Here is a 22,906-nt window from a genome sequence, read left to right on the forward strand (position 1 = left end):
CGGTCCGTCAGCGGGTGAAGAAGGCGAGCTGGGCCTTCTTCTCCGGGATGAACACCTCCGGCAGGTCCACCTCGGGCAGCACGACCACGGGGCCCGGTTCGAAGCCGGCCCGGACCATCCGGGCGATCGCCTTCTCGTTGCCGGCGTCCGGGTCGACCACGATCCGGGTGCGGTCGCGCAGCGTGAAGTCGATCAGGGCGCCGAGCAGCCGGCCCGAGAACCCGGGCTCGGGCGCGGCGCTGGGCGCGAGGAGCAGGTGGACGCCGATGTCGCCGGGGAGCACCTCGTAGCACTCGCCGACCCGGTCGGCGTCGGGGTCGTACGTCTGGAAGAGGGCGACGGGCACGTCGTCCCGGGTGACCAGGTAGCCGTGGTGCGTGGTGAGCGAGTCGAGGTGCGCGTAGATCTCCCGGACCTGCTCGACGCTCGTGCCGCCCATGCCCCAGAAGCGGGCCCGGTCCTCGTTCACCCAGCCGTGGATGAGGGAGGCGTCCCGGTCGGGGTCGACGGGCGCGATGCGGACGGTGCCGAGGCCTTCGACGGCCTGGTCGTGGACGGCGGTGGTCATGCGGATTCCTCTTCGGTCGCTTCGGTCTCTTCGGTCAGCCGGTCCCAGTCGGTGGTGACGGGGGCGAGTTCGCCCCGCAGCCACAGGGGCAGCTGGTCGTGGTGGTGCGGGTCGCCGGGGACGCCGGACGCGCCGAACGGCACGATCCAGCGGCTCCGCTCGCGGTCGCCGAGGTCCCAGACGTACCGGGCGGCCGACGCACGGGCGCTGCGGTCGGTCCAGCCGGGCACGCTGGACGTGGAGAGGACGCAGTCGTGGTCCCCGCCGAGCCCGGGCCACCGCTCGTCGTCCGGGTCGGGCAGTGCCTGCCAGGGCGCGAGCCGGTGCGTCACGCCCCAGGCGGCGGGCGGCTCCCCGGCGCCGACCTCGTCGAGCGCCTCGCGCACGATCCGGTCGACGTCCCCGGCCGGTACGGGTCCCGCCGTGAGCAGGGTCTCCAGGGCGTAGGCGACCCGCGGGCCGAGCGCCAGCCAGGGCCGGAACACCTCGGGGTACGGGGCGGGTCCGCGCAGTGCGGCGAAGGCCTCGTGGCCGGCGAGCCGGCGCACCACGGCCCCCCGCACGGCCGCGTACAGGCCCGCGTCGGCGCTCTCCGCGTCCATCCGGCGGTCCCAGTCGAGCAGCCGCCGCCGGACCTCGGAGCCGGCGGGGGAGAGGCCGTCGCCGTTCCCCGCCACCTTGTCCAGCAGCCGGGCCGCCGAGGGGTTGTCGGTGTCCGCGTGGATCGCGGCCGTCGTCTCCGGCGTCCAGTCCGCCGAGGCGTCGAGCAGCTCGGCGATCCGGGCCGCCCGGTGCGGCGGGGCGAACTCGACGCCCAGGGGCGCGGCGAGCCCCCGGGCGTTGGCCATCACGGCGTGGCCGCGGACCTCGGCGCGGGGCAGCGGGGCGGGTGCGGCCTGCCAGTCGTGCGCGGATTCCCAGGCGGGCACCACGCGGAGGGAGTTGGCGCGGTCCCGTACGGGGACGTGGCCGGCCACCCGGTGGAGCAGGCCGCCGCCGGTGTCGGCGGCCTGGACGACGTTCACCGGCTCGACCCAGCCGTCGAGGGCCGCGTCCACGTCGGCGACGGTCCGGGCGCGCAGGAGCGCGGGCAGCACGCCGAAGCCGAGCTCTCCGGTGACCCGGGGCGGGTACCGCAGGCTGACCGCCTCCCAGCCGGAGGCGGGGCGGTCGTCGTCGGGCTCGCCGTCCACGCCGATGATCACCGGGCCCCGGTCGGTCTCGATCACCTCGATCACGACCGGTTCCGCGCCGGCGACCTCGATGGTCTCGGTGTGGACGGCCGCCGGCCGCCGGCCGTCGGGGCCGAGGGCCTCCACGCTCCCGTCGGGCAGCCGGTGCAGCCGCTCGCGGTACAGGTCCTGGTAGTCGGCCATCGCGTTGGTGATCGCCCAGGCCACGGACCCGGTGTGGCCGAAGTGGGCGAGGCCGGGGATGCCGGGCACGGCGAGGCCCACCACGTCGTACGCGGGGCAGGCGAGCCGGATCTGCTGGTAGACGCCGGGCGCCTCGATGAACCGGTGCGGGTCGCCGGCGACCAGGGCTGCTCCGCTCGCGGTCCGTTCGCCGGCCACCACCCAGCCGTTGGAGCCGGCGGTGCCGGGGCCGTCCGTGGCGAAGAGTTCCGTCCACTCCTCGCCGAGCCGCCGGGCGACCTCGTCCCGCCACAGCTTGGTGGGGAAGCCGGCGAAGAGGATGTGGGTGGACAGCCAGACGGCGAGCGGGGTCCAGGGCTCCCACCGGCCGGGCGTGAGCCCGGTGGCCGCGAACTCGGGTGCGCGCCGGGCCCCTTCCGCGAGGCCGTCGTTGACGCCGTCCACGTACGCGCGTACCCAGGCCGCGGTCGCCGGGTCGGTGCGGTCGAGCCGCTCGAAGCAGCGCCGGGCGGTGTCGGCGAGCCGGGCCTGCCGGACGAACGTGTCCCAGCCGAGCTCCGCGGCCCCCAGGAAGGCCGCGGTGGTGCCCTGGGCCCGGTGCCGTTCGACCTCCAGCTGCCAGGCGCGGTCGCGGGCCGCGACCCGGCCCTGGGCGAAGGAGAGTTCGTCCGGGTCCGCGGCGCGCAGATGGGGGACGCCCCAGGCGTCCCGGTAGACCTCGATGCTCACGGAGACCCCGATCCCGTCCATGTCTTCGCAGATTTTCTTAGGTTAGGCTGGCCTAAATTAATCTACAGCAGACCCGTGGGGCGGCGTGCACCGGGTTGACGATCCGTGACGTGCGGGCTCCGTGGATCGTTCTCATCCAATCCATGCCCTCCGGTTCGTGCGAAAGAAGCGGGGCGTGCGGGAACGGTTGTGTCCTAAAGAATCGAAAATGAACACGGAAACCGCCCTTTGGAGTGAACTCACGTCAGGCGACTGTCAGTTCACTCTCCGTGCGTAAAGATTCCGGTGTCTCAAGTCGCCGAGGCCGCGCCGACCCACCGTCCCCGTGGTGAGCGGCCGGCGACGCCATGTCTCCTGTGGGGGTTCCACCATCTTGAACAGCAACACCTTCGGCATGCCCGTACGCCGTACCGCCGCCGCCGCGACCGTCGCCGCGCTGACCGTCGGACCGGTGCTCCTCGCCGCCCCCGCGGCACACGCCACGGGCGGCGAAGGGCGTGCCACCGCCGTCGTCCTGCGGACCGGCCTCGACGTCTCCCTCCTCGGCAAGACGGTCGACGTGCCCGTCCGGGCCTCCCTCAACGAGGTCGAGGCGCCGCGGACCGAGAGCGAGACCGCGCTCTCCGTGAAGGTGCAGGGGGCCGAGGGCGGGGAACCGATCGACCTCCTCGCCGCCGACGTCGCCACCTCGAAGGCCACCGTCGACGAGGACAGGGCCGAGGGATACGTGAACCTCGTCAAGGCGCAGGTGCACGTCCCCGGCATCCCCGCGCTCTCCCTCATCGAGGTCGAGAAGGTCACCTCCAAGGCGGTGTGCGAGAAGGGCAAGCGGCCGGTCGCCGAGTCCAACGTCCTCGGCCACGTCATCGTCTTCGGCAAGAAGACCACCGTGTCCACCGGCGGCCGGACCCAGGTCGGCGTCCCCGGCGTCGGCGCGGTGACCCTGGACCTCTCCCGTACCTCCACGACCTCCCGCACCGCCGCCGCCACCGCCCTCGAACTCAAGGTGGAGGTCGACCCGCTGAAGCTCGGAGTCGCCGAGGTCAACGGCACCGTCACGCTCGCCGAGGCGACCTGCGAGACGCCCAAGGGCGCCGCCCCGACGCAGAAGCCCACCGAGCGGCCGACGGAGCAGCCCAGCGAGCGCCCCTCCGAGCAGCCCACCCAGCAGCCCTCCGTCAAGCCCGGCGACACGGACGGCATCAAGACCAACAACGGCGGCGCCGTCCCCACCGAGAACCTCGCCGAGACCGGCGGCAGCTCCGCCACCCCGTACCTCGCGGGCGGCGCCCTCGCCCTGCTCGTGGCGGGCGGCGGCGCCCTCGCGCTGACCCGCTCGCGCGCCCGCTCGCGCGACTGACGGCCCGAGGGGGAGGCACCGGGGGGTGCGGGGGAGAGAAGGGGTGCGGGGAGGGCGACGTCGTCGCCCTCCCCGCACCCTCGCGTACGCGCCCGTCAGCCGCCGATCAGCAGCGCCTGGTCCAAGGCCTGGAGGAAGCGGTTCGTCGTCGCCCGGTCCCGCACCGCGAGCCGCAGCCAGTTCCGGTCGAGCCCCGGGAACGTGTCGCCCCGGCGGGCCGCGAAGCCCAGCGACCGCAGGGTCTCCCGCACCGCGTCCGCGCCGTCGATCCGGATCAGCACGAAGGGGCCCTCCGACCCCGCCACCGTCCGCACCTCGTCGAACTCCGCCAGGCCGGCGAGCAGATGGGCCCGCTCCACCCCGACCCGGTGCGCCGCGTGCTCGGCCTCCGCGAGCGCCGCCCGCGTCATGCACGCCTCCGCCGCCACCAGGGCGGGCGTCGACACCGGCCACAGCGGCTGCACCCGCTCCAGCGCCGCGACCGTCTCCGGCTCCGCGAGCACGTAGCCGATCCGCAGCCCGGCGAGCCCCCAGGTCTTGGTGAGGCTCCGCAGCACCACGAGTCCCGGTACGTCGGTCCGCCCGGCCAACGACTCCCGCTCGCCCGGCACCGCGTCGATGAACGCCTCGTCCACCACCAGCGTCCGTCCCGGCCGGGCCAGCGCGGCGATCGACGCGGCCGGATGCAGCACCGAGGTCGGGTTCGTGGGGTTCCCGATCACCACCAGGTCCGCGTCCTCGGGCACCGCCGCCGGGTCCAGCCGGAAGCCGTCCGCCTCGCGCAGCAGGACCCGCCCCACCTCGTGCCCGGCGTCGCGCAGCGCCGCCTCCGGCTCGGTGAACTGCGGATGCACCACCACCGGCCGCCGCACGTCGAGCGCCCGCGCGAGCAGCACGAACGCCTCCGCCGCGCCGGCCGTCAGCAGCACCCGGTTCGACGGCAGGTCGTGCCGCTCGGCGACCGCGGCCCGGGCGGCCCGGTCGTCGGGATAGGCGGCCAGGCCGGTCAGCGAGTCGGCGATCCGCTCCCGCAGCCAGTCCGGCGGGGTGTTCGTCCGGACGTTGACCGCCAGATCGATCAGTTTCTCGTCCCGGACCTCGGCGTCACCGTGGTGGCGCAGGTCGTGGGCGTCGCTATCCGTGTGGGTGTCCATGGCCGCCGTCGTGTGGGGGGTGGGGATGGTGGGGGGTGAGCCAGGCTCGCGAGCGATGTACCCGTGAGCCGAGGGCAACAACCGTACGCCTGGGGCATCTTCGTTCGGACGAAACGGGATGTACATGGCGATTGCGCACGTCGCGCGCCGCGATTTCCGTTTCGGCACGAGCAGGACGACCCCGCTGCCGCCGCCCGCTAACGTCGCGGGCCCCACGCCCGCACCCCCACCGCCCCCTGCCCCCGCGGCCACACCCCTACCCGCGCCCCCGTCCGCCCCGGAGCCCGCGGCCGTACCGTCGTCCCCGTCCACCTCGGAGCCCGCGGCCGTACCGTCGTCCCCGTCCGCCCCGGACCCCGCCACCGCACCCGCGTCCGCGCCCGTCCCCCCGGCCGTCCCCGCGGCCGCCGAGAGGAGGGCCGCCGCCTCCGCCACCGACGCCGTGCCCGTCGCGGCCAGCGGCAGCGCCGAGGGATGCGGTACGGACACGGCGGCCAGCTCCCCGGCCGCGAAGCCGCGGACCGGCACGCCGAGCGCCGCGGCCGCGCCCACGATCCCCGGCTCCGCCGCCCGCGCGTCCAGCGTGGCGAGCGACCGGACGTCGGCGCGCGTCAGCCGCGCCTCCCGCAGCACGGCGTCGACCAGGAGGAGGACCTCGTCAACCGCCACGCCCGACCGGGCCCCGACGCCGAGGTGCACGGAAGCCGCCCCATCGGATAGCAAAGCCCCATGGCTGTGGTCGTCGCGCTCGGCGCGTTCCTGATGACGCTCTTCGGCGGCTGGGTCGCGCAGCGCGTCACCGACCGCCGCCACCTCGTCCTCGGCCTGGCCGGCGGACTCATGCTCGGCGTCGTCGGACTCGACCTGCTGCCCGAGGCACTGGAGGCCGCGGGCGACGAGGTCTTCGGCGTGCCGGAGGCCCTGCTGCTCTTCGTCGGCGGCTTCCTCCTCGCCCATGTGATGGAGCGTCTCCTCGCCGTCCGCAGCGCGGCGCACGGCGTCGGCCCGCACGACAGGGTCCCGCAGGTCGGCCTCACCGCCGCCGCCGCGATGGTCGGCCACAGCCTCATGGACGGCATCGCCCTCGGCGCCGCGTTCCAGGTCGGCGGCGGCATGGGCGCCACGGTCGCGCTCGCCGTCATCACCCACGACTTCGCCGACGGCTTCAACACGTACACGATCACGAGCCTCTACGGGAACGCGCGCCGCAAGGCCGTCGCCATGCTCGTCGCGGACGCCGTCGCCCCGCTCGTCGGCGCCGCGTCCACCCTGCTGTTCACCCTTCCGGAGGAACTCCTCGGGGCCTATCTCGGGTTCTTCGGCGGCGCCCTGCTCTACCTCGCCGCGGCCGAGATCCTGCCCGAGGCCCACCACGAACACCCCGCCCGCTCCACCCTGCTGTGCACGGTGGGGGGCGTGGCCTTCATCTGGCTCGTGGTGGGCCTCTCCGGCGGCTGAACTCACCCGCAGCGCTCCACGAACCGCGCCGCGACCTCCGGGGTCCCCGCCCAGTGCGTGTGCACGTAACTCGCGTGCACACCGCCCTGCACGAACCCCTCGACCCGACGCTCCGGCTGCCGCAGCCCCCAGGCCGCCAGCGCCCCGGCGCCCGGCTCGATCACCGTCCGGTGGAACTCGTGCCCCCGCATCCGCGCCCCGGCCGGAGCGATCACGCTGTCGTTCACCGCGACGGCGTCCCGGTACCCGAGCGTCAGCCGCTCCGACATCCGCGCGTCGGCGTCCAGCACCCCGCACATGGGGTTGCCGTCGAGGGACCGCGCCAGGTACAGCAGCCCCGCGCACTCCGCCGCGACCGGCGCCCCGGACGCGGCCAGCTCGGCCACGGCCTTCCTGAGCGGCTCGTTGGCGGACAGCTGTTCCCCGTACATCTCGGGAAAGCCGCCGCCTATGACGAGTCCGCTCGTCCCCTCGGGCAGTGCCTCGTCCCGCAGCGGGTCGAAGGTCACGACCTCCGCCCCGGCGGCGGTCAGCAGCTCCGTGTGCTCCGCGTACGAGAACGTGAACGCCGCGCCACCGGCGACGGCCACCCGCGGTGCGGGCCATCGTTCCGCAGGGGCGGAACGGGTGGGCACACCGGAACCACCGGCGTGCAGCCGCTCCCCGACCTCCGGCACCCACGGCTCCGCGTGCAGCTCGGGCGCACTGCGAGCCAACGCCAGCAGCGCCTCCAGATCGCACCCCGACCGCACCTGCTCCGCCTGCGCCGCCACCGCCTCCACGGCCTGCGCCTGCCGCTCGGCAACCGGCACGAGCCCGAGGTGCCGCGACGGCGTGGCGACCGCCGGAGCACGCCGCAGCACGCCGAGCACCGGCACCCCGGACTCCCCGAGGGCCTCCCGCAGCAGATGCTCGTGCCGGTCCGTGGCGACCTTGTTGAGGATCACGCCCCCGATCCGCACCTCCGGATCCCACGACGCGAACCCGTGCACGAGCGCGGCCACCGACCGCGACTGCGACGAGGCGTCCACGACGAGCACCACCGGCGCCTTGAGGAGCTTCGCCACCTGGGCGGTGGACGCCAGCTCGCCCTGGTCGGCGGCCCCGTCGTACAGGCCCATGACGCCCTCGACCACGGCCAGGTCGCAGCCGCGCGCCCCGTGCAGGAAGAGCGGCGCGATCTGCCCCGTACCGCACATGTAGGCGTCGAGGTTGCGGCCGGGCCGGCCGGTGGCCAGCGCGTGGTAGCCGGGATCGATGTAGTCGGGGCCGACCTTGTGCGGGGAGACGGCCAGGCCACGGCCGGCGAACGCGGCCATGAGGCCGGTCGCGACCGTGGTCTTGCCCGCGCCCGACGAGGGCGCGGCGATGACGAGACGTGCTACCACTCGATGCCCCGCTGGCCCTTCTGACCGGCGTCCATCGGGTGCTTGACCTTGGACATGTCGGTGACGAGATCGGCGAAGTCGACCAGTTCCTGCGGCGCGTTGCGGCCGGTGATCACGACGTGCTGGTGCCCGGGACGGTCGCGGAGCACCTCGACGACCTCCTTGACGTCGATCCAGCCCCAGTGCAGCAGGTAGGCGAACTCGTCGAGGACGTAGAACTTGTACTTCTCCTCGGCGAGGTCCCGCTTGACCTGCTCCCAGCCCTCACGGGCCTTCTCCTCGTGCGACTGCTCGCCCTCGGCGACCTCGCGCTGGATCCAGGACCAGCCCTCGCCCATCTTGTTCCAGGTGACCGTGCCGCCCTTGCCGGTCTCGCCGAGCGCCTTGAGGGCGTTCTCCTCGCCGACCTTCCACTTGGCGGACTTGACGAACTGGAACACCCCGATCGGCCAGCCCTGGTTCCAGGCGCGCAGCGCCATGCCGAACGCGGCGGTCGACTTCCCCTTGCCGACGCCCGTGTGCACCATCACCAGTGCGCGGTTGCGGCGCTGGCGGGTGGTGAGACCGTCGTCGGGTACGACGGTCGGCTGTCCCTGCGGCATTAAGCGGCCCTCCATGCTGTCTGCGTTGTCTGCCCTGCTGCCTGTACGTCTCTGACGAGGCCGGCGATCGAGTCGGCGCGCAGCTCGTCCAAGGTCACGGCGGTGCCGGCGAGTTCGCGGGCGAGCTGCCCGGCGAGACCCAGCCGCACCGGTCCGGTCTCGCAGTCCACGACCACGCTCGCCGTGCCGTCGGCGGCGTGCAGCCGCGCGGCCCGGGCGGCGAGCGCCACCGGGTCGCCGGCCGTCTTCGCACCGGTCGCCCGGCCGTCGGTCACGACGACGAGCAGCGGCCGGCGCGACGGGTCCCGCAGCCGCTCGACCCGCAGCACGTCATGCGCCTTGAGCAGCCCGGCCGCCAGCGGTGTGCGGCCGCCCGTCGGGAGCTGTTCGAGCCGGGCGGCGGCCGCGTCCACGGACGAGGTCGGCGGCAGCGCCACCTCGGCGTCCCGTCCCCGGAAGGTGATCAGGCCGACCTTGTCGCGCCGCTGGTAGGCGTCGAGGAGCAGGGAGAGGACCGCGCCCTTGACGGCGCTCATCCGCTGCCGCGCCGCCATCGAACCGGAGGCGTCCACGGCGAACAGCACCAGGTTCCCCTCCCGCCCCTCCCGGGTCGCCTGCCGCAGGTCGTCCCGCCTGACCACCAGACCGGGCCCGGACCGGCCGCGCGCCCGCTGGTGCGGGGCGGCGGCCTGGACGGTCGCGGCCAGGTGCAGCTTGGTCAGCGCGCCCCGCGGCCGGGTCGAGCCGGTGGTACGGCCGTGCTCGGTACGGGCCCGGGAGCGGCGTCCGGCCGCGCCCTCGCCGAGGCCGGGCACGCTCAGCATCCTCGTACGGAACGGCTCGGCGGCCTGGACGGCGGCCCGCTCACCGGGCGCGGCACCGGAGCCCTGCGGGGCCGGCGCCGGTTCGGGCGCGGGCGCGTCGTCGGCCGCCGGCGCGTCCTGTGGCGCCGGTACGTCCTCGGGCGCGGGCCCCTCGCCCTGCGGCGGGATGCCACCGCCCTCCGGGCCGCCCCCGCCGGGGCCCCCGTCGTCCGGTCCCCCGTCGCCCGGACCGTCGGGCTCCGGGTCCTCGTCGGGCTCCTCGCCCTTGAACTGCTCCAGCGTCTCGTCGAGCTTGTCCTCGTCGAGACCGGGGGCGTCGAAGGGGTTGCGCCGCCGCCGGTGGGGGAGCGCCAGGAGCGCGGCCTGCCGCACGTCCTCCGAGGTGACCTCGGTCCGCCCCGCCCAGGCCGCGAGCGCGGTCGCCGTCCTGGCCATCACGATGTCGGCGCGCATGCCGTCCACGTCGAACGCGGCGCAGGTCGCGGCGATCTGCAGCAGCACCGCGTCCCCGAGCGCCACCCGCGGCAGCAACTCGCGCGCGGCGACGATCCGTTCGCGCAGGGCGGTCTCCTCCCCGGCCCAGCGCGCCGCGAAGCCGGCCGGGTCGTCCTCGAACGCCAGCCGGCGGCGCACGACCTCCACCCGCTGCTCGGGCACCCGCGAGGCCGAGACCTCCACGGTCAGCCCGAACCGGTCGAGCAGCTGCGGCCGCAGCTCGCCCTCCTCGGGGTTCATCGTCCCGACGAGCAGGAAGCGCGCGGCGTGCCGCACGGAGACGCCCTCGCGCTCGACGTGCGAGGCACCCATGGCGGCGGCGTCCAGGAGGTGGTCGATCAGGTGGTCGCTCAGCAGGTTGACCTCGTCGACGTAGAGGATCCCCCGGTGCGCGGCGGCGAGCAGCCCCGGCTCGAAGGCCTTCACGCCCTCGGCGAGCGCCTTCTCGATGTCGAGCGCGCCGACGAGCCGGTCCTCGGAGGCGCCGACGGGCAGCTCGACCATCCGCGCGGGACGCGCGTCCGCTCCGGCCTCGGCGTCGTGCGGCCCGTCCGGGCAGCCGGCGTCGGGCGAGGCCGGGTCGCAGCTGAACCGGCAGCCCGCCACGACCGGCACCGACGGCAGCAGTTCGGCGAGCGCGCGGACGGCCGTGGACTTCGCGGTGCCCTTCTCGCCCCGGACGAGCACCCCGCCCACGGCCGGGCTGACGGCGTTCAGCAGCAGCGCGAGCCGCAGGTCGTCCATGCCGACGACGGCCGTGAACGGATAGCGGGTGCTCATCGGGGGGTCACTCCTTCGAGAGGTACGGAAGTCGGGGAGGCGAGGCCGGTCACGGCGCGCCCGGCGGCACGAACGGCAGCCCCGCGGGGGCGCCCCGCTCGATGAGCCGCAGCAGCGCGTCGGTGTCGGCGTGCTCCTCGATCAGGTCGCCGAGGCGGTCGAGCTGTTCCTCGCGGAGGGCGCCGAAGGAGGTGTCGGGGGCGGGGACGAACCGTCGGCCCGCCGCCGCCGCGACCTCCCGCAGGAACGCCCGGCGGAAGCCGTCGCTCTCCAGCGAACCGTGCCAGTGGGTGCCCCAGACGGAGCCGACCCGGCAGCCGTCCAGGAAGGCGTCCCCGCCGAGCACCTCGGCCACGCCGTGGTGGATCTCGTACCCTTCGACCCGCTCGCCGAGCGCCTCGCCGACCGGCCGGGCGAGGGTCTTCTCGACCCCGAACCGCACCCGTACGGGCAGCAGCCCGAGCCCGTCGACCACACCGGCCTTCGACTCGACGTCGTCCTCGATGCGCTCGCCGAGGGCCTGGAAGCCGCCGCAGATGCCGAGCACCGGCCGGCCCTCGGCCGCGCGCCGGGTCAGGGCGTCCGCCAGCCCCCGCTCCCGCAGCCAGGCCAGCGCCTTGACCGTCCCCCGGGTGCCGGGCACGACGACCAGGTCGGCGTCGACGAGCTCCTCCGGCCGGTCCACGAACCGGACGACGACGCCCGGTTCGGCGGCCAGCGCGTCGACGTCCGTGAAGTTGGACATCAGCGGTACGGCGCAGACGGCGACCCGCAGCACGTCGGCGCCGACCGGCGGCGCGACGACGGACTCGCGGACGGTGCCGCGCAGCGAGACCCGCAGGCCGTCCTCCTCGTCGATGCCGAGCCCGTGGGCGTACGGCAGGACGCCGAAGGTACGGCGCCCGGTGAGGCCGTGCAGCATGTCGAGGCCGGGTTCGAGCAGCGTCACGTCACCCCGGAACTTGTTCACCAGGTATCCGGCGACGAGCGACTGGTCCTCGGGGCTCAGCAGCGCCGTCGTGCCGAAGAACTGGGCGAAGACGCCGCCCCGGTCGATGTCGCCGACGACGACCACGGGCAGCTTCGCGGCCCGCGCGATGCCCATGTTCACGATGTCCGTGCGCCGCAGGTTGATCTCGGCCGGACTGCCCGCCCCTTCGCAGATCACGGCGTCGTACATGCCCCGGAGTTCCTCCAGGCACGCCAGGACGGGCTCGAAGAGTTCCTGCTGCCGGCCGCCGTGGTAGCCGCGGGCGCTCAGTTCGCCGACCGGCTTGCCCATCAGGACGACCTGGCTGGACCGGTCGCTGCCGGGCTTGAGCAGCACCGGGTTCATCAGGGCGGTCGGCTCCACCCGGGCCGCCTGCGCCTGCATGGCCTGCGCACGGCCGATCTCGGCGCCCTCCCTCGTGACGAAGGAGTTGAGGGACATGTTCTGCCCCTTGAACGGCGCGACCTTGACCCCCTGCCGGACCAGCCAGCGGCAGATGCCGGCGGTCACGACGCTCTTGCCGGCGTCCGACGTGGTCCCGGCGACGAGCAGTCCGCCACCCCTCATGCGTTCCTCCGCTTCAGCGCGCTCACGATCAGCCGGCCGCCCACACAGGCGGCCAGGGTCAGTCCGGTGACCCGGCGGGACAGCCGGACCGCCCGCTCGATGTCGGCGACCTCGACGGCCCGCCCCTCCCCGTTGAGCACCGGCCGGTGCTCGACCCTTCCGCCGTACGCGAGGGTGCCGCCGAGCCGCACGCCGAGGGCGCCCGCGAAGGAGGCCTCGACCGGGCCCGCGTTGGGGCTGGGGTGCTTGGCCGCGTCCGCCCGCCAGGCCCGTACGGCTCCGCGCGGATCGCCGCCGGCGACGGTCGCGAGGGCGGCGGTCAGCCGGGCCCCGGGCCAGCCGGCCACGTCGTCGAGCCGGGCCGAGGCCCAGCCGAAGCGGCGGTGGCGGGGGGACTTGTGCCCGACCATCGCGTCGAGGGTGTTGACGGCCCGGAATCCGACGAGCCCGGGTACGCCCGCGACGGCGCCCCAGAAGAGGGCGCCGACCACGGCGTCGGAGGTGTTCTCGGCGACGGACTCGACGACCGCGCGGGCCATCGCGGGACCGTCGAGGGAGTGCGGGTCGCGTCCGCAGAGATGGGGCAGCCGCTCACGGGCCACCTCCAGGTCCCCGGCGGCGAGCGCCCCGCCGATGGCGCGGGCCTCGCGCCCCAGGGTCGTACCGCCGACGACGGCCCAGACGGCCGCGGCGGTCAGGGCGACGGAGGCGGCGCGGTTGCCCCGCGCCGTACGGGCGGCGACGGCGCCGGCCGCGACGGTGCCGCCGGCGCAGACGGCGGTGTGCAGGGCGCCCCAGCCGCGGTGGTCGCGCCACAGGGCCCGTTCGACGCCGGCCGCCGCCCGGCCGAAGACGGCGACGGGATGTCCGCGTCGGGGATCGCCGACGAGCCGGTCGACGGCGAGTCCGAGGGCCGCTCCGTACGCGAAGACACCGGTGGCTCGGGAGACGCTGCGGCTGCAGCCGGGCATGGCGCTATGTCCTCACTCAGGGTCCGCGCCCTGGATCGACGTGACGGGCGGCGAGAGTTCCTGACTCCCGGACCCGTCGGATCCGGTCACAGTGGCGGGACCGCGCCGGACTCGCACCGGGCTTCCTCTGCTGCCGCCGTAATGGCCTCGGCAGTCCACCACGGCCCGAGAACACCCGTCAACTCACCCTTGACCTGCGTCGCGTCACTGTGCGGCGCACCACAAACACGACGGCCGGGCGGCCCGCACCCGAGGTGCGGACCGCCCGGCCGAGGTACCGGGGGACCGTCAGACGACGATCAGGTAGATGCCGTACGTCACGGCCGCCAGGCACAGGGCGAAGCAGGCGTAGGCGCCGGTGCGGGCCAGGGTGGCGGAGCCTCCCTGGGCGGCGGCCTGCTCCTGCTTGGAGAGGCCGATGATGCCGAGGGTGAAGAGGCCCACCAGGGCGACGGTCGCCACGAGGCTGACTCCGAAGACGGAGCCGAGAGCTGCCCAGTCGATCTTCATGTCGTTGGTTCCTTACACCGCTGCGGCGGGGGCCGGGGGAGCGGCCGGGTCGATGGGAGCCGGCGCGGGGATGGTGGTCTTGAGGTCCTCGTCCGCGACGGCGGCGACGGAGCCGGCCGGCGGCGGGGTGACGGCCGCGATCGCGGTGGTCACCAGACCCGCGGGCTCGGCGTCGGCGTCCAGGTCGTCGGCGGTGACGTTGTGCTGGTCGACCGGCTTGCGGCGGGACAGCGTCCAGATGACGGCGGAGCCGGCGACCAGCAGGACCGCGACGGCGGCGATGCCCCAGGTGCCCTGCTTGGTGAGGAACTCGGCGCCGGCGCCGACCAGGCCCGCGGCGGGCAGGGTCAGACCCCAGGCGACGAACATGCGGGTCGCGGTCGACCAGCGGACGACACCGCCCTTGCGGCCGAGGCCGGCACCCATCACGGCACCCGAGCAGGACTGGGTGGTGGAGAGGGAGAAGCCGAGGTGCGAGGAGGCCAGGATGACCGTGGCGGCGCTGGTCTGGGCGGCGAAGCCCTGCTGCGGCTTGAGGTCGGTGAGGCCCTTGCCCATGGTGCGGATGATGCGCCAGCCGCCGAGGTAGGTGCCGAGCGCGATGGCGACACCGGCGGAGACGACGACCCACAGCGGAGGGTTCGAGCCGGGGCTCACGACGCCCTGCGTGACCAGGGCGAGGGTGATGATGCCCATCGTCTTCTGGGCGTCGTTGGTGCCGTGGGCGAGGGAGACGAGGCCGGCGGAGGCGATCTGGCCGACCCGGTAGCCCTTGGCGGTGTGCTTCTCGTCGGTCTTGGCGCCGATCTTGAACGTCAGCCGGGTGGCGAGCATCGCGGCGAGGCCGGCGACGATCGGCGCGGCGACGGCCGGGATCAGGACCTTGGTGACGATGGTCGGGGCGTTCACGGCCGACCAGCCGGCCGACATGACCGCGGCACCGATGAGGCCGCCGAAGAGTGCGTGGGAGGAGCTGGACGGCAGGCCCAGGAGCCAGGTCAGCAGGTTCCACAGGATGGCGCCCACGAGCGCCGCGAAGATCACTTCTGTGCGAATGCCCTCTTCGTTGATGATCCCGCCGGAGATCGTCTTGGCGACCTCCACGGACAGGAACGCCCCGACGAGGTTCAGCACGGCGGACATGGCCACCGCCGTCTTGGGCTTGAGTGCACCGGTCGAGATGGTCGTGGCCATCGCGTTGGCGGTGTCGTGGAAACCGTTCGTGAAATCGAACACGAGAGCTGTCACGACCACAATGGCGAGCAGCAGCGTGATGTGTTCCATTTACCCAGGCAATCGTTTGACGTCAGTGGCTCGTCGAACGTAGGCAACCTGGGTGAACGGAAGGTGAACTGGGGCGGGCGGGGTGGTGTCCCTATCCGGTGTCAAGGGATTCCGCTTAGGTCCCGGACGGGGGCGCTGTCCACGATGCGGTCGCCCCGCAACCCCGGGTAATCCGGGCCGTTGCCGGGCACATGCGACCTGCCCCGCTTCCTCCCCCGGCACCCCGTTCCGCTCCCTGGACCGGACCATCCGACCGGGGGACCCCGTCGAGGAGACCCACGTCACTCCCCAGGGGGGCGCGAGCCGGCCCGATCCCCCGGAGGCGGCGTCCGGCCGCTGCCCCGCCCGGGTCCGTCCGGTGGCACCCGGCCGCCGCCCTGCCGACACTGGGAGCGTGCGCCCGGCTACAGCGACGGCAGCGGCCGTCACCACCCTGATCGGTGTCGGCGCGGCCGCGGTAGCGGCCGGCCGGTACGCCAGCGACGTCGCCCTCAAGGCGCCGCCCGGACGGCCCCTGCCCGGAGACCCCAGACTGACCGTGCACGCCACGGGACCCGAACGGATCACCCTCACCCGCAGCCTCGCCTCGCTCCGCCCCGGCACGTACGGAATCGAGGCCCCCGGCCTGCACGCCGTCGTCGGCCCCGTCCTCGACCGCGTCCCCCACACCGCCGACACCGTCGTCCGGCGCCTGGAGCGGGTCGAGCTCGGCACCCCGGGACCCGGCGCCCGCGTCCGCCTCACCCCCCAGCTGCACCGCGGCACCCCGACCACCGCCCTCGGCCTCCCCCACGAGGACCTGGAGATCCCCGGCGAGCTCGGCCCCCTGCCCGCCTGGCTCGTCCCCGGCCCGCGCTCGATCTGGGTGATCGCCCTGCACGGCCTCGGCGTCACCCGCGAGCACCCGCTGAACCTCGTCCCCTTCTACAACCGGCGCAAGATCCCCGTCCTCGTCCCCGCCTACCGCGGCGACGAAGGCGCGCCCCCGTCCCCGGAAGGCCTCGCCCACCTCGGCGACTCCGAGTGGCGGGACGTCGACGCGGCCATCCGCTACGCCGTGCGCCGAGGCGCCGGCCAGGTCGTCCTGCACGGCTGGGGGACCGGCGCCTCGATGGCCCTGCGGGCCGCCGCCGAGTCCGGGGTCCGCGACCGGATCGCCGGCCTCGTCCTCGACTCCCCGGTCCTCGACTGGGAGGCCACCGTCCGCAACCTCGCCGCGGCGCGCCACGTCCCCGGCCCGCTGCTGCCGCTCGCCGTCCGCGCCGCCCAGGGCAGGACCGGCCCGCACGCCGACCGTCTGCGGGCCGCCTCCGAACCGGACGCCCTGCGCGTCCCGGTCCTCCTCCTGCACGGCCCCGACGACACCCTCGCCCCCTGGGAGTCTTCGGTCGAACTCGCCGCTCGCCGCCCCGACCTCGTCAGCCTGCAGACCATCCGGCAGGCCCCGCACGCGGCGATGTGGAACGCCGACCCGGTCCGCTACGAGGAGGCCCTGCGCCGCTTCCTCACCCCGCTGCTCTGACGGCGCCCCCGGGAGCCTTCCGGGAGGCCGCCCCGAACGGCGGTTCGGCGGTCGTTCTGACGGGGCTGCGGATTCCGATTGGGCTTTCGGGCCGTCAGCGGGAAGACTGCCCCCGTGACGTCTCGAAAGCCCGATGAACCATTGGCGCGCAACTCCAGACTCCGACTCGTCCGCCCGCGGGCGCTGGCCACCGCCCGACGGGCCGTGACGACCCGGCGCACCCGGCCGGCGCCGCGGCCGCCCGAGGGCACTCCGCCCCGCGCGGAACTCGCCCGCCAGGCCCGGCAGGTCCTCGCCGACGCCGTACGGCTCGCCCGCTGGGCCGCCGTCGAACGCGGAGCCGAGACCGCCCTCCGCACCGGCGCGGAACCCGCCCCCGCCCGGGAACGGGCCGCGGCCGCACTGAACCTGACGCCCGGCCAGGTCCGGGCCTGCTGGGACCGCGCCCGGCTGGCCGGCCTCGTCGAACTGCACGGCGACGCCGTCCGACCCGGCTGGCGGCTGCACGCCTGGGACCGCGACGACTCCGCCGTGCTGCGCGGCTGGGTCGCCCTCTTCGACGCCTGGTCCCTGGTCCACCCGGCCCCCGAGGGGGTCGAGCCGAGCGCCGTCGCCGAGGTCGTCGAGGCCGTCCCGCAGGTCCTCTCGCTGCTCCAGCTCTCCCAGGGCCCGGTCCTCGTCCCGGCCCTCCTCGACCTCCTCGGCCAGCGGGTCGAGGAACTCCGCGAGGAGCGCTGCGAGGTCCCCGCCGCCGGACCCGCCCCCGAGACGGGAGGAGCCCCCGGCACCCACGGGCTCCCCACCCTCCTCGACTGGGCGCTCGAGGGCCTGGCCGCCGTCGGCGCGCTCACCCTCGACCCCGGCACGGACGGACGTCACGCCACCCTGACCCCGCTCGGCAACTGGGCGGTCTGGGTCAAGCTGGAGCAGATCTGCGTCGCCGCGCAGAGCCCCGCCGGCAACATCGAGCAGTCCGCCGAGGACATGCTCCGCGGCTGCGCCCGGCTCACCCCGGGCCCGGCCCGCGACGAGTACCGCGCCTGGCTCGCGGCCCGGACCCTGTCCAGCGCCGTCACCGAGCTCCTCGCCGTCGCCCGCGGCGAGGACGCCCTGCTGCGCGGGCTCGCCTTCGAGGCGCTCCGGGTCGTCGGAGCCCCCGCCGAGGCGGAGGTCAGGGCCACCGTCGCCGAGCCCTCGCTGCGCCCGTACGCGCTGCTGTGGCTCGCGGAGTACGACGGCGCCGACCCCGACGACGCCCAGGAGGTGCTCACCCGTGAGGAGGCGACCTGGCTCTGGGTGGACACCGCGGCCGCCGTCGCCGACCACGGCGAGAGCGCCCTGCTCGTCCGCCACCTCGACTCCGCCGTGCAGGGCACGGTCCCGGCCCTGCTCGACGAGGTCCGGGCCGTCGGCCATCCCCGTACCGTCCAGGTCCTGGTCGCCCTCGCCGCCGCCCACCCGGACCCGGCCCTGGCCAAGGCGGTCCGCCGGGCCGCCTTCCAGGTCCACACCGGCGGATCCTGACGGCCCGCGCACGCCCCCTCCCGGCGCCGGGCTACTCCGCGGCGCCGGGGGTGTACGTCCCGAAGCTCCAGATGTTGCCCTCGACGTCCCGGGCCGTGTAGTCCCGGGACCCGTACTCCTGGTCCGTGGGCGGCAGCACGACCTCGACGCCGTGGGCGACGGCCCGCGCGTGGTGCTCGTCCACGTCGTCCACGTGCACGAAGACGCCCACCGGACCCGCGCCGGCCATCAGCTTGTCGAACTCGCTGCCGGTGCCCTTGCTGCCCAGCATCACCATGCCGTTGCCGAAGGACAGCTCGGCGTGCGCGACCCGACCGTCCTCGGCCTCGTACACGGCGGTCGCCGAGAAACCGAAGCCCTCCGTGAGCTGCTTGATCGCCGCCTTCGCGTCCTCGTACGTCAGCGTCGGACAGATGTGCGGTGTCTCGGGCATCCCGACCACTCCCTCTCGATCCAGCCGAATGTGACCCGGGTCTCAGTCTTGCAGTCGCCACCGACAACTCACCGGAAGGTGTTGCACTGGGCCATGTCGCCGGTCCTGTAGCCCTGGTGGAACCATTGCTGCCGCTGCGCCGCCGAGCCGTGCGTCCAGTTCTCCGGCGTCACCCGGCCCTGGAACCGCTCTTGGATCCGGTCGTCGCCCACCGCGGCCGCCGCGTCCAGGCCGTCCAGGATGTCGTCGTCGGTGAGCCGGGTCAGCAGCGGTCGGCCCGTCCTGTCGTCGGGGGTGGTCGTCGCGTGGCGCGCCCAGACGCCGGCGTAGCAGTCGGCCTGGAGCTCGACGCGTACGGCGTTGGAGTTCGCGCCGGTCCGGCCGTCCTGGGCGCGGCTGAGGGTCCCCATCAGGTTCTGGACGTGGTGGCCGTACTCGTGCGCGACCACGTACGCCTGGGCGAAGGGCCCGCCGGTCGAGCCGAACTTGGCGCGCAGTTCCTCGAAGAAGCCCAGGTCCAGGTAGACCTGCCGGTCGCCGGGGCAGTAGAAGGGCCCCACCGCCGAGGTCGCCGAGCCGCACGCGGTCCCGACTCGCTGGGTGAACATCACGGTGGCGGCGCTCCCGTAGGTGCCGCCGCGGCGCGCGTACTCGGTCCGCCAGAAGTCCTGGAGGCTGTTGACGACGGCGACGATCCGGCAGTCCTCGCGGGTGTTGGCGTCCGAGCCCTTCCGGCAGGCCTGGTTCACCTGCGTCGCGGACGAGGAGCTCGCCACCGGCTGGTCTCCGCCGCCGGAGAGCCCGAGCTGGTCGGGGCCCACGCCGAAGAGGATGCCCAGGATCAGCGCGATGAGGCCGATGACGCCGCCGCCGACGGTCGCCTTGCCGCCCGGGACGCGGCTGCCGCGGACGTCCCGCACCTCCGATGTGTCCAGGTCGGCGTCGTCGTCGAACTGCACGGTCCACCACCCTCCGCGTCACTGCCGCGGCAGTGGCCGCCGCCCTGCGCCGAGTATCGGATGATCTCGAACGCATCGCTCCTTTTGGGCGGCATCGGCGGTATATGAAGAAGATCCTGAAGTGCTCCCATGCCCCACATGGCCGAAAACCAGTTGCAGAAGCCCGTTAGACTGGCTGTATGGCCATTCTCCTTTGGGTGCATTAGCGGCGTCGAAGCCCGCCACCAGTCGTCCTTCCGCCGTTTCCCACCGCCCTGGAGTCTGTCCGTGATCACCGCTTCCGGTATCGAGCTGCGCGCCGGCGCCCGCATCCTCATCGAATCCGCTTCGTTCCGCATCGCCAAGGGCGACCGCATCGGCCTCGTCGGCCGCAACGGAGCGGGCAAGACCACCCTCACCAAGTGCCTCGCGGGCGAGGGCCAGCCGGCCGCCGGCGCCATCGCCCGCTCCGGCGAGGTCGGCTACCTCCCGCAGGACCCGCGCACCGGCGACCTCGACGTCCTGGCCCGCGACCGCATCCTCTCCGCCCGCGGCCTCGACACCCTCCTCAAGAAGATGCGGGCGAACGAGGAGCGCATCGCCACCGGCTCCGGCGCCACCCGCGACAAGGCCATGCGGCAGTACGAGCGCCAGGAGACCGAGTTCCTCACCAAGGGCGGCTACGCGGCCGAGGCCGAGGCCTCCACCATCGCCGCCGCCCTCGGCCTGCCCGACCGGGTCATGGGCCAGCCGCTGCACACCCTCTCCGGTGGTCAGCGCCGCCGCGTCGAGCTCGCCCGGATCCTCTTCTCGGACGCCGACACGCTCCTCCTCGACGAGCCCACGAACCACCTCGACGCCGACTCCATCGTCTGGCTCCGGGACTACCTGAAGACCTACCGCGGCGGCTTCATCGTCATCTCCCACGACGTCGACCTCGTCGAGACCGTGGTCAACAAGGTCTTCTACCTGGACGCCAACCGCTCCACGATCGACGTCTACAACATGGGCTGGAAGCTCTACCAGCAGCAGCGCGAGGCCGACGAGAAGCGTCGCAAGCGCGAGCGCCAGAACGCCGAGAAGAAGGCCGCCGCCCTCAACTCGCAGGCCGACAAGATGCGCGCCAAGGCCACCAAGACCGTCGCCGCGCAGAACATGGCCAAGCGCGCCGAGCGGCTGCTCTCCGGCCTCGACGCCGTCCGCGTCTCCGACAAGGTCGCCAAGCTCCGCTTCCCGGAGCCGGCGCCCTGCGGCAAGACCCCGCTGACCGCCGAGGGGCTCTCCAAGTCCTACGGCTCGCTGGAGATCTTCACCGACGTGGACCTCGCCATCGACAAGGGCTCCCGCGTCGTCATCCTCGGTCTCAACGGCGCCGGCAAGACGACCCTGCTGCGGCTGCTCGGCGGCGTGGAGCAGCCCGACACGGGCCAGGTCACCCCCGGCCACGGCCTGAAGCTCGGCTACTACGCCCAGGAGCACGAGACGCTCGACCCCGAGCGGACCGTCCTGGAGAACATGCGCTCGGCCGCGCCCGACCTCGACCTCGTCGAGGTGCGCAAGACGCTCGGCTCCTTCCTGTTCTCCGGCGACGACGTCGACAAGCCGGCCGGGGTGCTCTCCGGCGGCGAGAAGACCCGCCTCGCGCTCGCGACCCTGGTCGTCTCCTCGGCGAACGTGCTGCTGCTCGACGAGCCGACCAACAACCTGGACCCGGCCAGCCGCGAGGAGATCCTCGGTGCCCTGCGGACGTACAAGGGCGCCGTCGTCCTCGTCACCCACGACGAGGGCGCCGTCGAGGCGCTCGACCCGGAGCGGATCATCCTGCTCCCGGACGGCGTCGAGGACCTGTGGGGCGCGGACTACGCGGACCTGGTGGCCCTGGCCTGACCCCGTCGGCGGCCCCGGATGCGCCCGAAGGGGTGCTTCCGGGGACCGGATCGATCATGTGGAGCTGGATCATTCGGCTCATCGGTGATCCTTCATCTGAGTGAGGGTCTCTGGTACATCCCGGCGCGGTGCTCTGCGGAATCCTTCCGGCAGACCCGCGCCGCACGTGTGTTCCCACGGCATCGCTGACCTGGCACTTCCCGTCCCGACCGGTACGGATGAGCCGCCCCACCCCTGCGGAATGAATGGTTCCGTCTGTGATGACGCCGTACTCCTCCGCAAACCCGGCGGCACGGACCTTGTCGAATGGGTGGCCAGGAGGCCGGGGAGGGGTGATCATGAGAAGTCCAGAGCGCACTTCCCATGAGGAGGCACGGGTGGCCGAGACTCTGAAGAAGGGCAGCCGGGTGACCGGCGCCGCGCGCGACAAGCTCGCGGCAGACCTGAAGAAGAAGTACGACTCCGGTGCGAGCATCCGGGCGCTGGCCGAGGAAACCGGCCGCTCCTACGGATTCGTCCACCGGATGCTCAGTGAGTCCGGAGTCACTCTGCGTGGACGTGGTGGAGCGACACGGGGCAAGAAGGCGGCCTCGGTCTGACATCGGGGCGGCTCGACCGGGCCACCGGGTCTCTCGGTGGCCACCCGGTCGGTCCTGCGGTCGGCCGGGTGGTTACTGTGCAGTCACTTAGCATTTCGCATGCAGTGCTGCACCGGAACCGGAGGCGCCCCCATGACTACGCTCGAAGACTCTGAGCTCGTATTCGACAAGGACGGTGTACGGCTCACCGTCGAAGACGCCGTTGCCACGGTGACCCTGACCAACCCGGCGAAGCGCAACGCTCAGTCTCCCGCTCTGTGGCGGGCGTTGACGGAAGCCGGCCGGTCACTCCCGGGCAGCGTGCGGGTCGTCGTCCTGCGCGGTGAGGGCAAGTCCTTCTCCGCCGGGCTCGACCGGCAGGCGTTCACGCCCGAGGGCTTCGACGGAGAGCCGTCCTTCCTCGACCTCGCGCGCGGTTCCGACGAGGACCTCGACGCGGTCATCGCCGAGTACCAGGAGGCGTTCACCTGGTGGCGCCGTAGCGACCTCGTGTCGATCGCGGCCGTCCAGGGCCACGCCATCGGCGCGGGCTTCCAGCTCGCCCTCGCGTGCGACCTGCGGGTCGTCGCCGAGGACGTGCAGTTCGCCATGCGCGAGACCAGCCTGGGTCTCGTCCCGGACCTCACCGGGACGCACCCGCTCGTCTCGCTCGTCGGCTACGCCCGCGCGCTCGAGATCTGCGCCACCGGCCGCTTCGTCCACGCGGACGAGGCCGAGCGCATCGGTCTCGCCAACCTGTCCGTGCCCGTCGACGAGCTCGACGCGGCCGTACGGGACCTCAGCGCCGCCCTGACCGCGGCGCCCCGCGACGCGGTCACCGAGACCAAGGCGCTCCTCCAGGGCGTCTCCGGCCGCTCCTACGAGGAGCAGCGCACCGCCGAGCGTGCCGCCCAGGCGCGCCGCCTGCGCGACCTCGCGGGGCTCGGCGACTGACGCACGCGCGCGT

At 73.9% G+C, this 22,906-nt stretch carries 19 protein-coding genes and 1 riboswitch; of the genes, 7 read left to right on the forward strand and 12 right to left on the reverse strand.

Annotated features, from left to right (window positions below):
* Positions 1–7 precede the first annotated feature (7 nt).
* Positions 8–568 carry a GNAT family N-acetyltransferase gene (locus OO54_RS17115; RefSeq protein WP_033204065.1) on the reverse strand — a complete coding sequence of 187 codons (561 nt, stop codon included), beginning with the start codon at positions 566–568 and terminating at the stop codon, positions 8–10.
* The gene (locus tag OO54_RS17120) at positions 565–2,694 is read right to left on the reverse strand and encodes a penicillin acylase family protein (RefSeq protein WP_078905229.1); all 2,130 of its coding nucleotides are present in this window, start codon (positions 2,692–2,694) and stop codon (positions 565–567) included. Before OO54_RS17120 ends, OO54_RS17115 begins: the two co-directional genes overlap by 4 nt.
* A 352-nt stretch (positions 2,695–3,046) precedes the next feature.
* On the opposite strand from OO54_RS17120, the gene OO54_RS17125 reads away from it, so the two are divergent.
* On the forward strand, positions 3,047–4,033 hold the full coding sequence (locus OO54_RS17125) for an SCO1860 family LAETG-anchored protein (RefSeq protein ID WP_033204066.1): 987 nt from the start codon (positions 3,047–3,049) through the stop codon (positions 4,031–4,033).
* A 95-nt stretch (positions 4,034–4,128) separates the two neighbouring features.
* Here the strand turns inward: OO54_RS17125 and cobC are convergent, their stop codons facing one another.
* Positions 4,129–6,000, reverse strand: a complete 1,872-nt coding sequence (cobC, locus tag OO54_RS43645; protein WP_425348021.1) for an Rv2231c family histidinol phosphate aminotransferase CobC — start codon at positions 5,998–6,000, stop codon at positions 4,129–4,131.
* On the opposite strand from cobC, the gene OO54_RS17140 reads away from it, so the two are divergent.
* Positions 5,917–6,645 (forward strand): ZIP family metal transporter, encoded by a 729-nt coding sequence (locus OO54_RS17140; protein WP_033204072.1) that lies wholly within the window; start codon positions 5,917–5,919, stop codon positions 6,643–6,645. The two genes, cobC and OO54_RS17140, sit on opposite strands and share 84 nt — an antisense overlap.
* A 2-nt stretch (positions 6,646–6,647) precedes the next feature.
* Here the strand turns inward: OO54_RS17140 and OO54_RS17145 are convergent, their stop codons facing one another.
* The 7 genes from OO54_RS17145 to OO54_RS17175 form a co-directional block, all read right to left on the reverse strand.
* A complete protein-coding gene (locus tag OO54_RS17145) occupies positions 6,648–8,033 on the reverse strand; it encodes a cobyrinic acid a,c-diamide synthase CobB (RefSeq protein ID WP_033204073.1) in 1,386 nt (461 codons plus the stop codon).
* Positions 8,027–8,635: a cob(I)yrinic acid a,c-diamide adenosyltransferase gene (cobO, locus tag OO54_RS17150; RefSeq protein ID WP_017238571.1), complete on the reverse strand. Its 609-nt coding sequence runs from the start codon at positions 8,633–8,635 to the stop codon at positions 8,027–8,029. Before cobO ends, OO54_RS17145 begins: the two co-directional genes overlap by 7 nt.
* Positions 8,635–10,734 (reverse strand): putative cobaltochelatase, encoded by a 2,100-nt coding sequence (locus OO54_RS17155; RefSeq protein ID WP_033204075.1) that lies wholly within the window; start codon positions 10,732–10,734, stop codon positions 8,635–8,637. The genes cobO and OO54_RS17155 overlap by 1 nt, the downstream gene beginning before the upstream one ends.
* A 49-nt stretch (positions 10,735–10,783) precedes the next feature.
* Entirely contained in the window at positions 10,784–12,292 is a 1,509-nt protein-coding gene (locus tag OO54_RS17160; protein ID WP_033204076.1) for a cobyric acid synthase, read from the reverse strand.
* Entirely contained in the window at positions 12,289–13,263 is a 975-nt protein-coding gene (locus OO54_RS17165) for a cobalamin biosynthesis protein (RefSeq protein ID WP_033204077.1), read from the reverse strand. Before OO54_RS17165 ends, OO54_RS17160 begins: the two co-directional genes overlap by 4 nt.
* Positions 13,264–13,298: 35 nt before the next feature.
* Positions 13,299–13,438: riboswitch (cobalamin riboswitch) on the reverse strand.
* 113 nt (positions 13,439–13,551) lie between these two features.
* Positions 13,552–13,773: a hypothetical protein gene (locus OO54_RS17170; protein ID WP_033204078.1), complete on the reverse strand. Its 222-nt coding sequence runs from the start codon at positions 13,771–13,773 to the stop codon at positions 13,552–13,554.
* 12 nt (positions 13,774–13,785) lie between these two features.
* Positions 13,786–15,057: an inorganic phosphate transporter gene (locus tag OO54_RS17175; RefSeq protein ID WP_033204080.1), complete on the reverse strand. Its 1,272-nt coding sequence runs from the start codon at positions 15,055–15,057 to the stop codon at positions 13,786–13,788.
* A 394-nt stretch (positions 15,058–15,451) separates the two neighbouring features.
* On the opposite strand from OO54_RS17175, the gene OO54_RS17180 reads away from it, so the two are divergent.
* Together OO54_RS17180 and OO54_RS17185 are read left to right on the forward strand one after the other, a co-directional pair.
* A complete protein-coding gene (locus OO54_RS17180) occupies positions 15,452–16,579 on the forward strand; it encodes an alpha/beta hydrolase (protein WP_033204082.1) in 1,128 nt (375 codons plus the stop codon).
* Positions 16,580–16,693: 114 nt separating this feature from the next.
* Positions 16,694–18,103 (forward strand): hypothetical protein, encoded by a 1,410-nt coding sequence (locus OO54_RS17185; protein WP_078905231.1) that lies wholly within the window; start codon positions 16,694–16,696, stop codon positions 18,101–18,103.
* 31 nt (positions 18,104–18,134) lie between these two features.
* Here OO54_RS17185 and OO54_RS17190 read toward each other — a convergent pair whose 3' ends face one another.
* Together OO54_RS17190 and ypfJ are read right to left on the reverse strand one after the other, a co-directional pair.
* On the reverse strand, positions 18,135–18,536 hold the full coding sequence (locus OO54_RS17190) for a VOC family protein (RefSeq protein ID WP_033204084.1): 402 nt from the start codon (positions 18,534–18,536) through the stop codon (positions 18,135–18,137).
* 68 nt (positions 18,537–18,604) lie between these two features.
* Positions 18,605–19,495 carry a KPN_02809 family neutral zinc metallopeptidase gene (ypfJ, locus tag OO54_RS17195; RefSeq protein ID WP_033204086.1) on the reverse strand — a complete coding sequence of 297 codons (891 nt, stop codon included), beginning with the start codon at positions 19,493–19,495 and terminating at the stop codon, positions 18,605–18,607.
* Positions 19,496–19,762: 267 nt separating this feature from the next.
* On the opposite strand from ypfJ, the gene OO54_RS17200 reads away from it, so the two are divergent.
* From OO54_RS17200 to OO54_RS17210, 3 genes are all read left to right on the forward strand, one after another.
* Entirely contained in the window at positions 19,763–21,361 is a 1,599-nt protein-coding gene (locus OO54_RS17200) for an ABC-F family ATP-binding cassette domain-containing protein (protein WP_033204088.1), read from the forward strand.
* A 377-nt stretch (positions 21,362–21,738) separates the two neighbouring features.
* Entirely contained in the window at positions 21,739–21,960 is a 222-nt protein-coding gene (locus tag OO54_RS17205) for a helix-turn-helix domain-containing protein (protein WP_024756249.1), read from the forward strand.
* Positions 21,961–22,092: 132 nt separating this feature from the next.
* Positions 22,093–22,893, forward strand: a complete 801-nt coding sequence (locus OO54_RS17210; RefSeq protein WP_033204090.1) for an enoyl-CoA hydratase/isomerase family protein — start codon at positions 22,093–22,095, stop codon at positions 22,891–22,893.
* Positions 22,894–22,906: the final 13 nt, after the last annotated feature.

The organism is Streptomyces wedmorensis (assembly GCF_000716445.1).
GTDB classification, from domain to species: domain Bacteria; phylum Actinomycetota; class Actinomycetes; order Streptomycetales; family Streptomycetaceae; genus Streptomyces; species Streptomyces wedmorensis.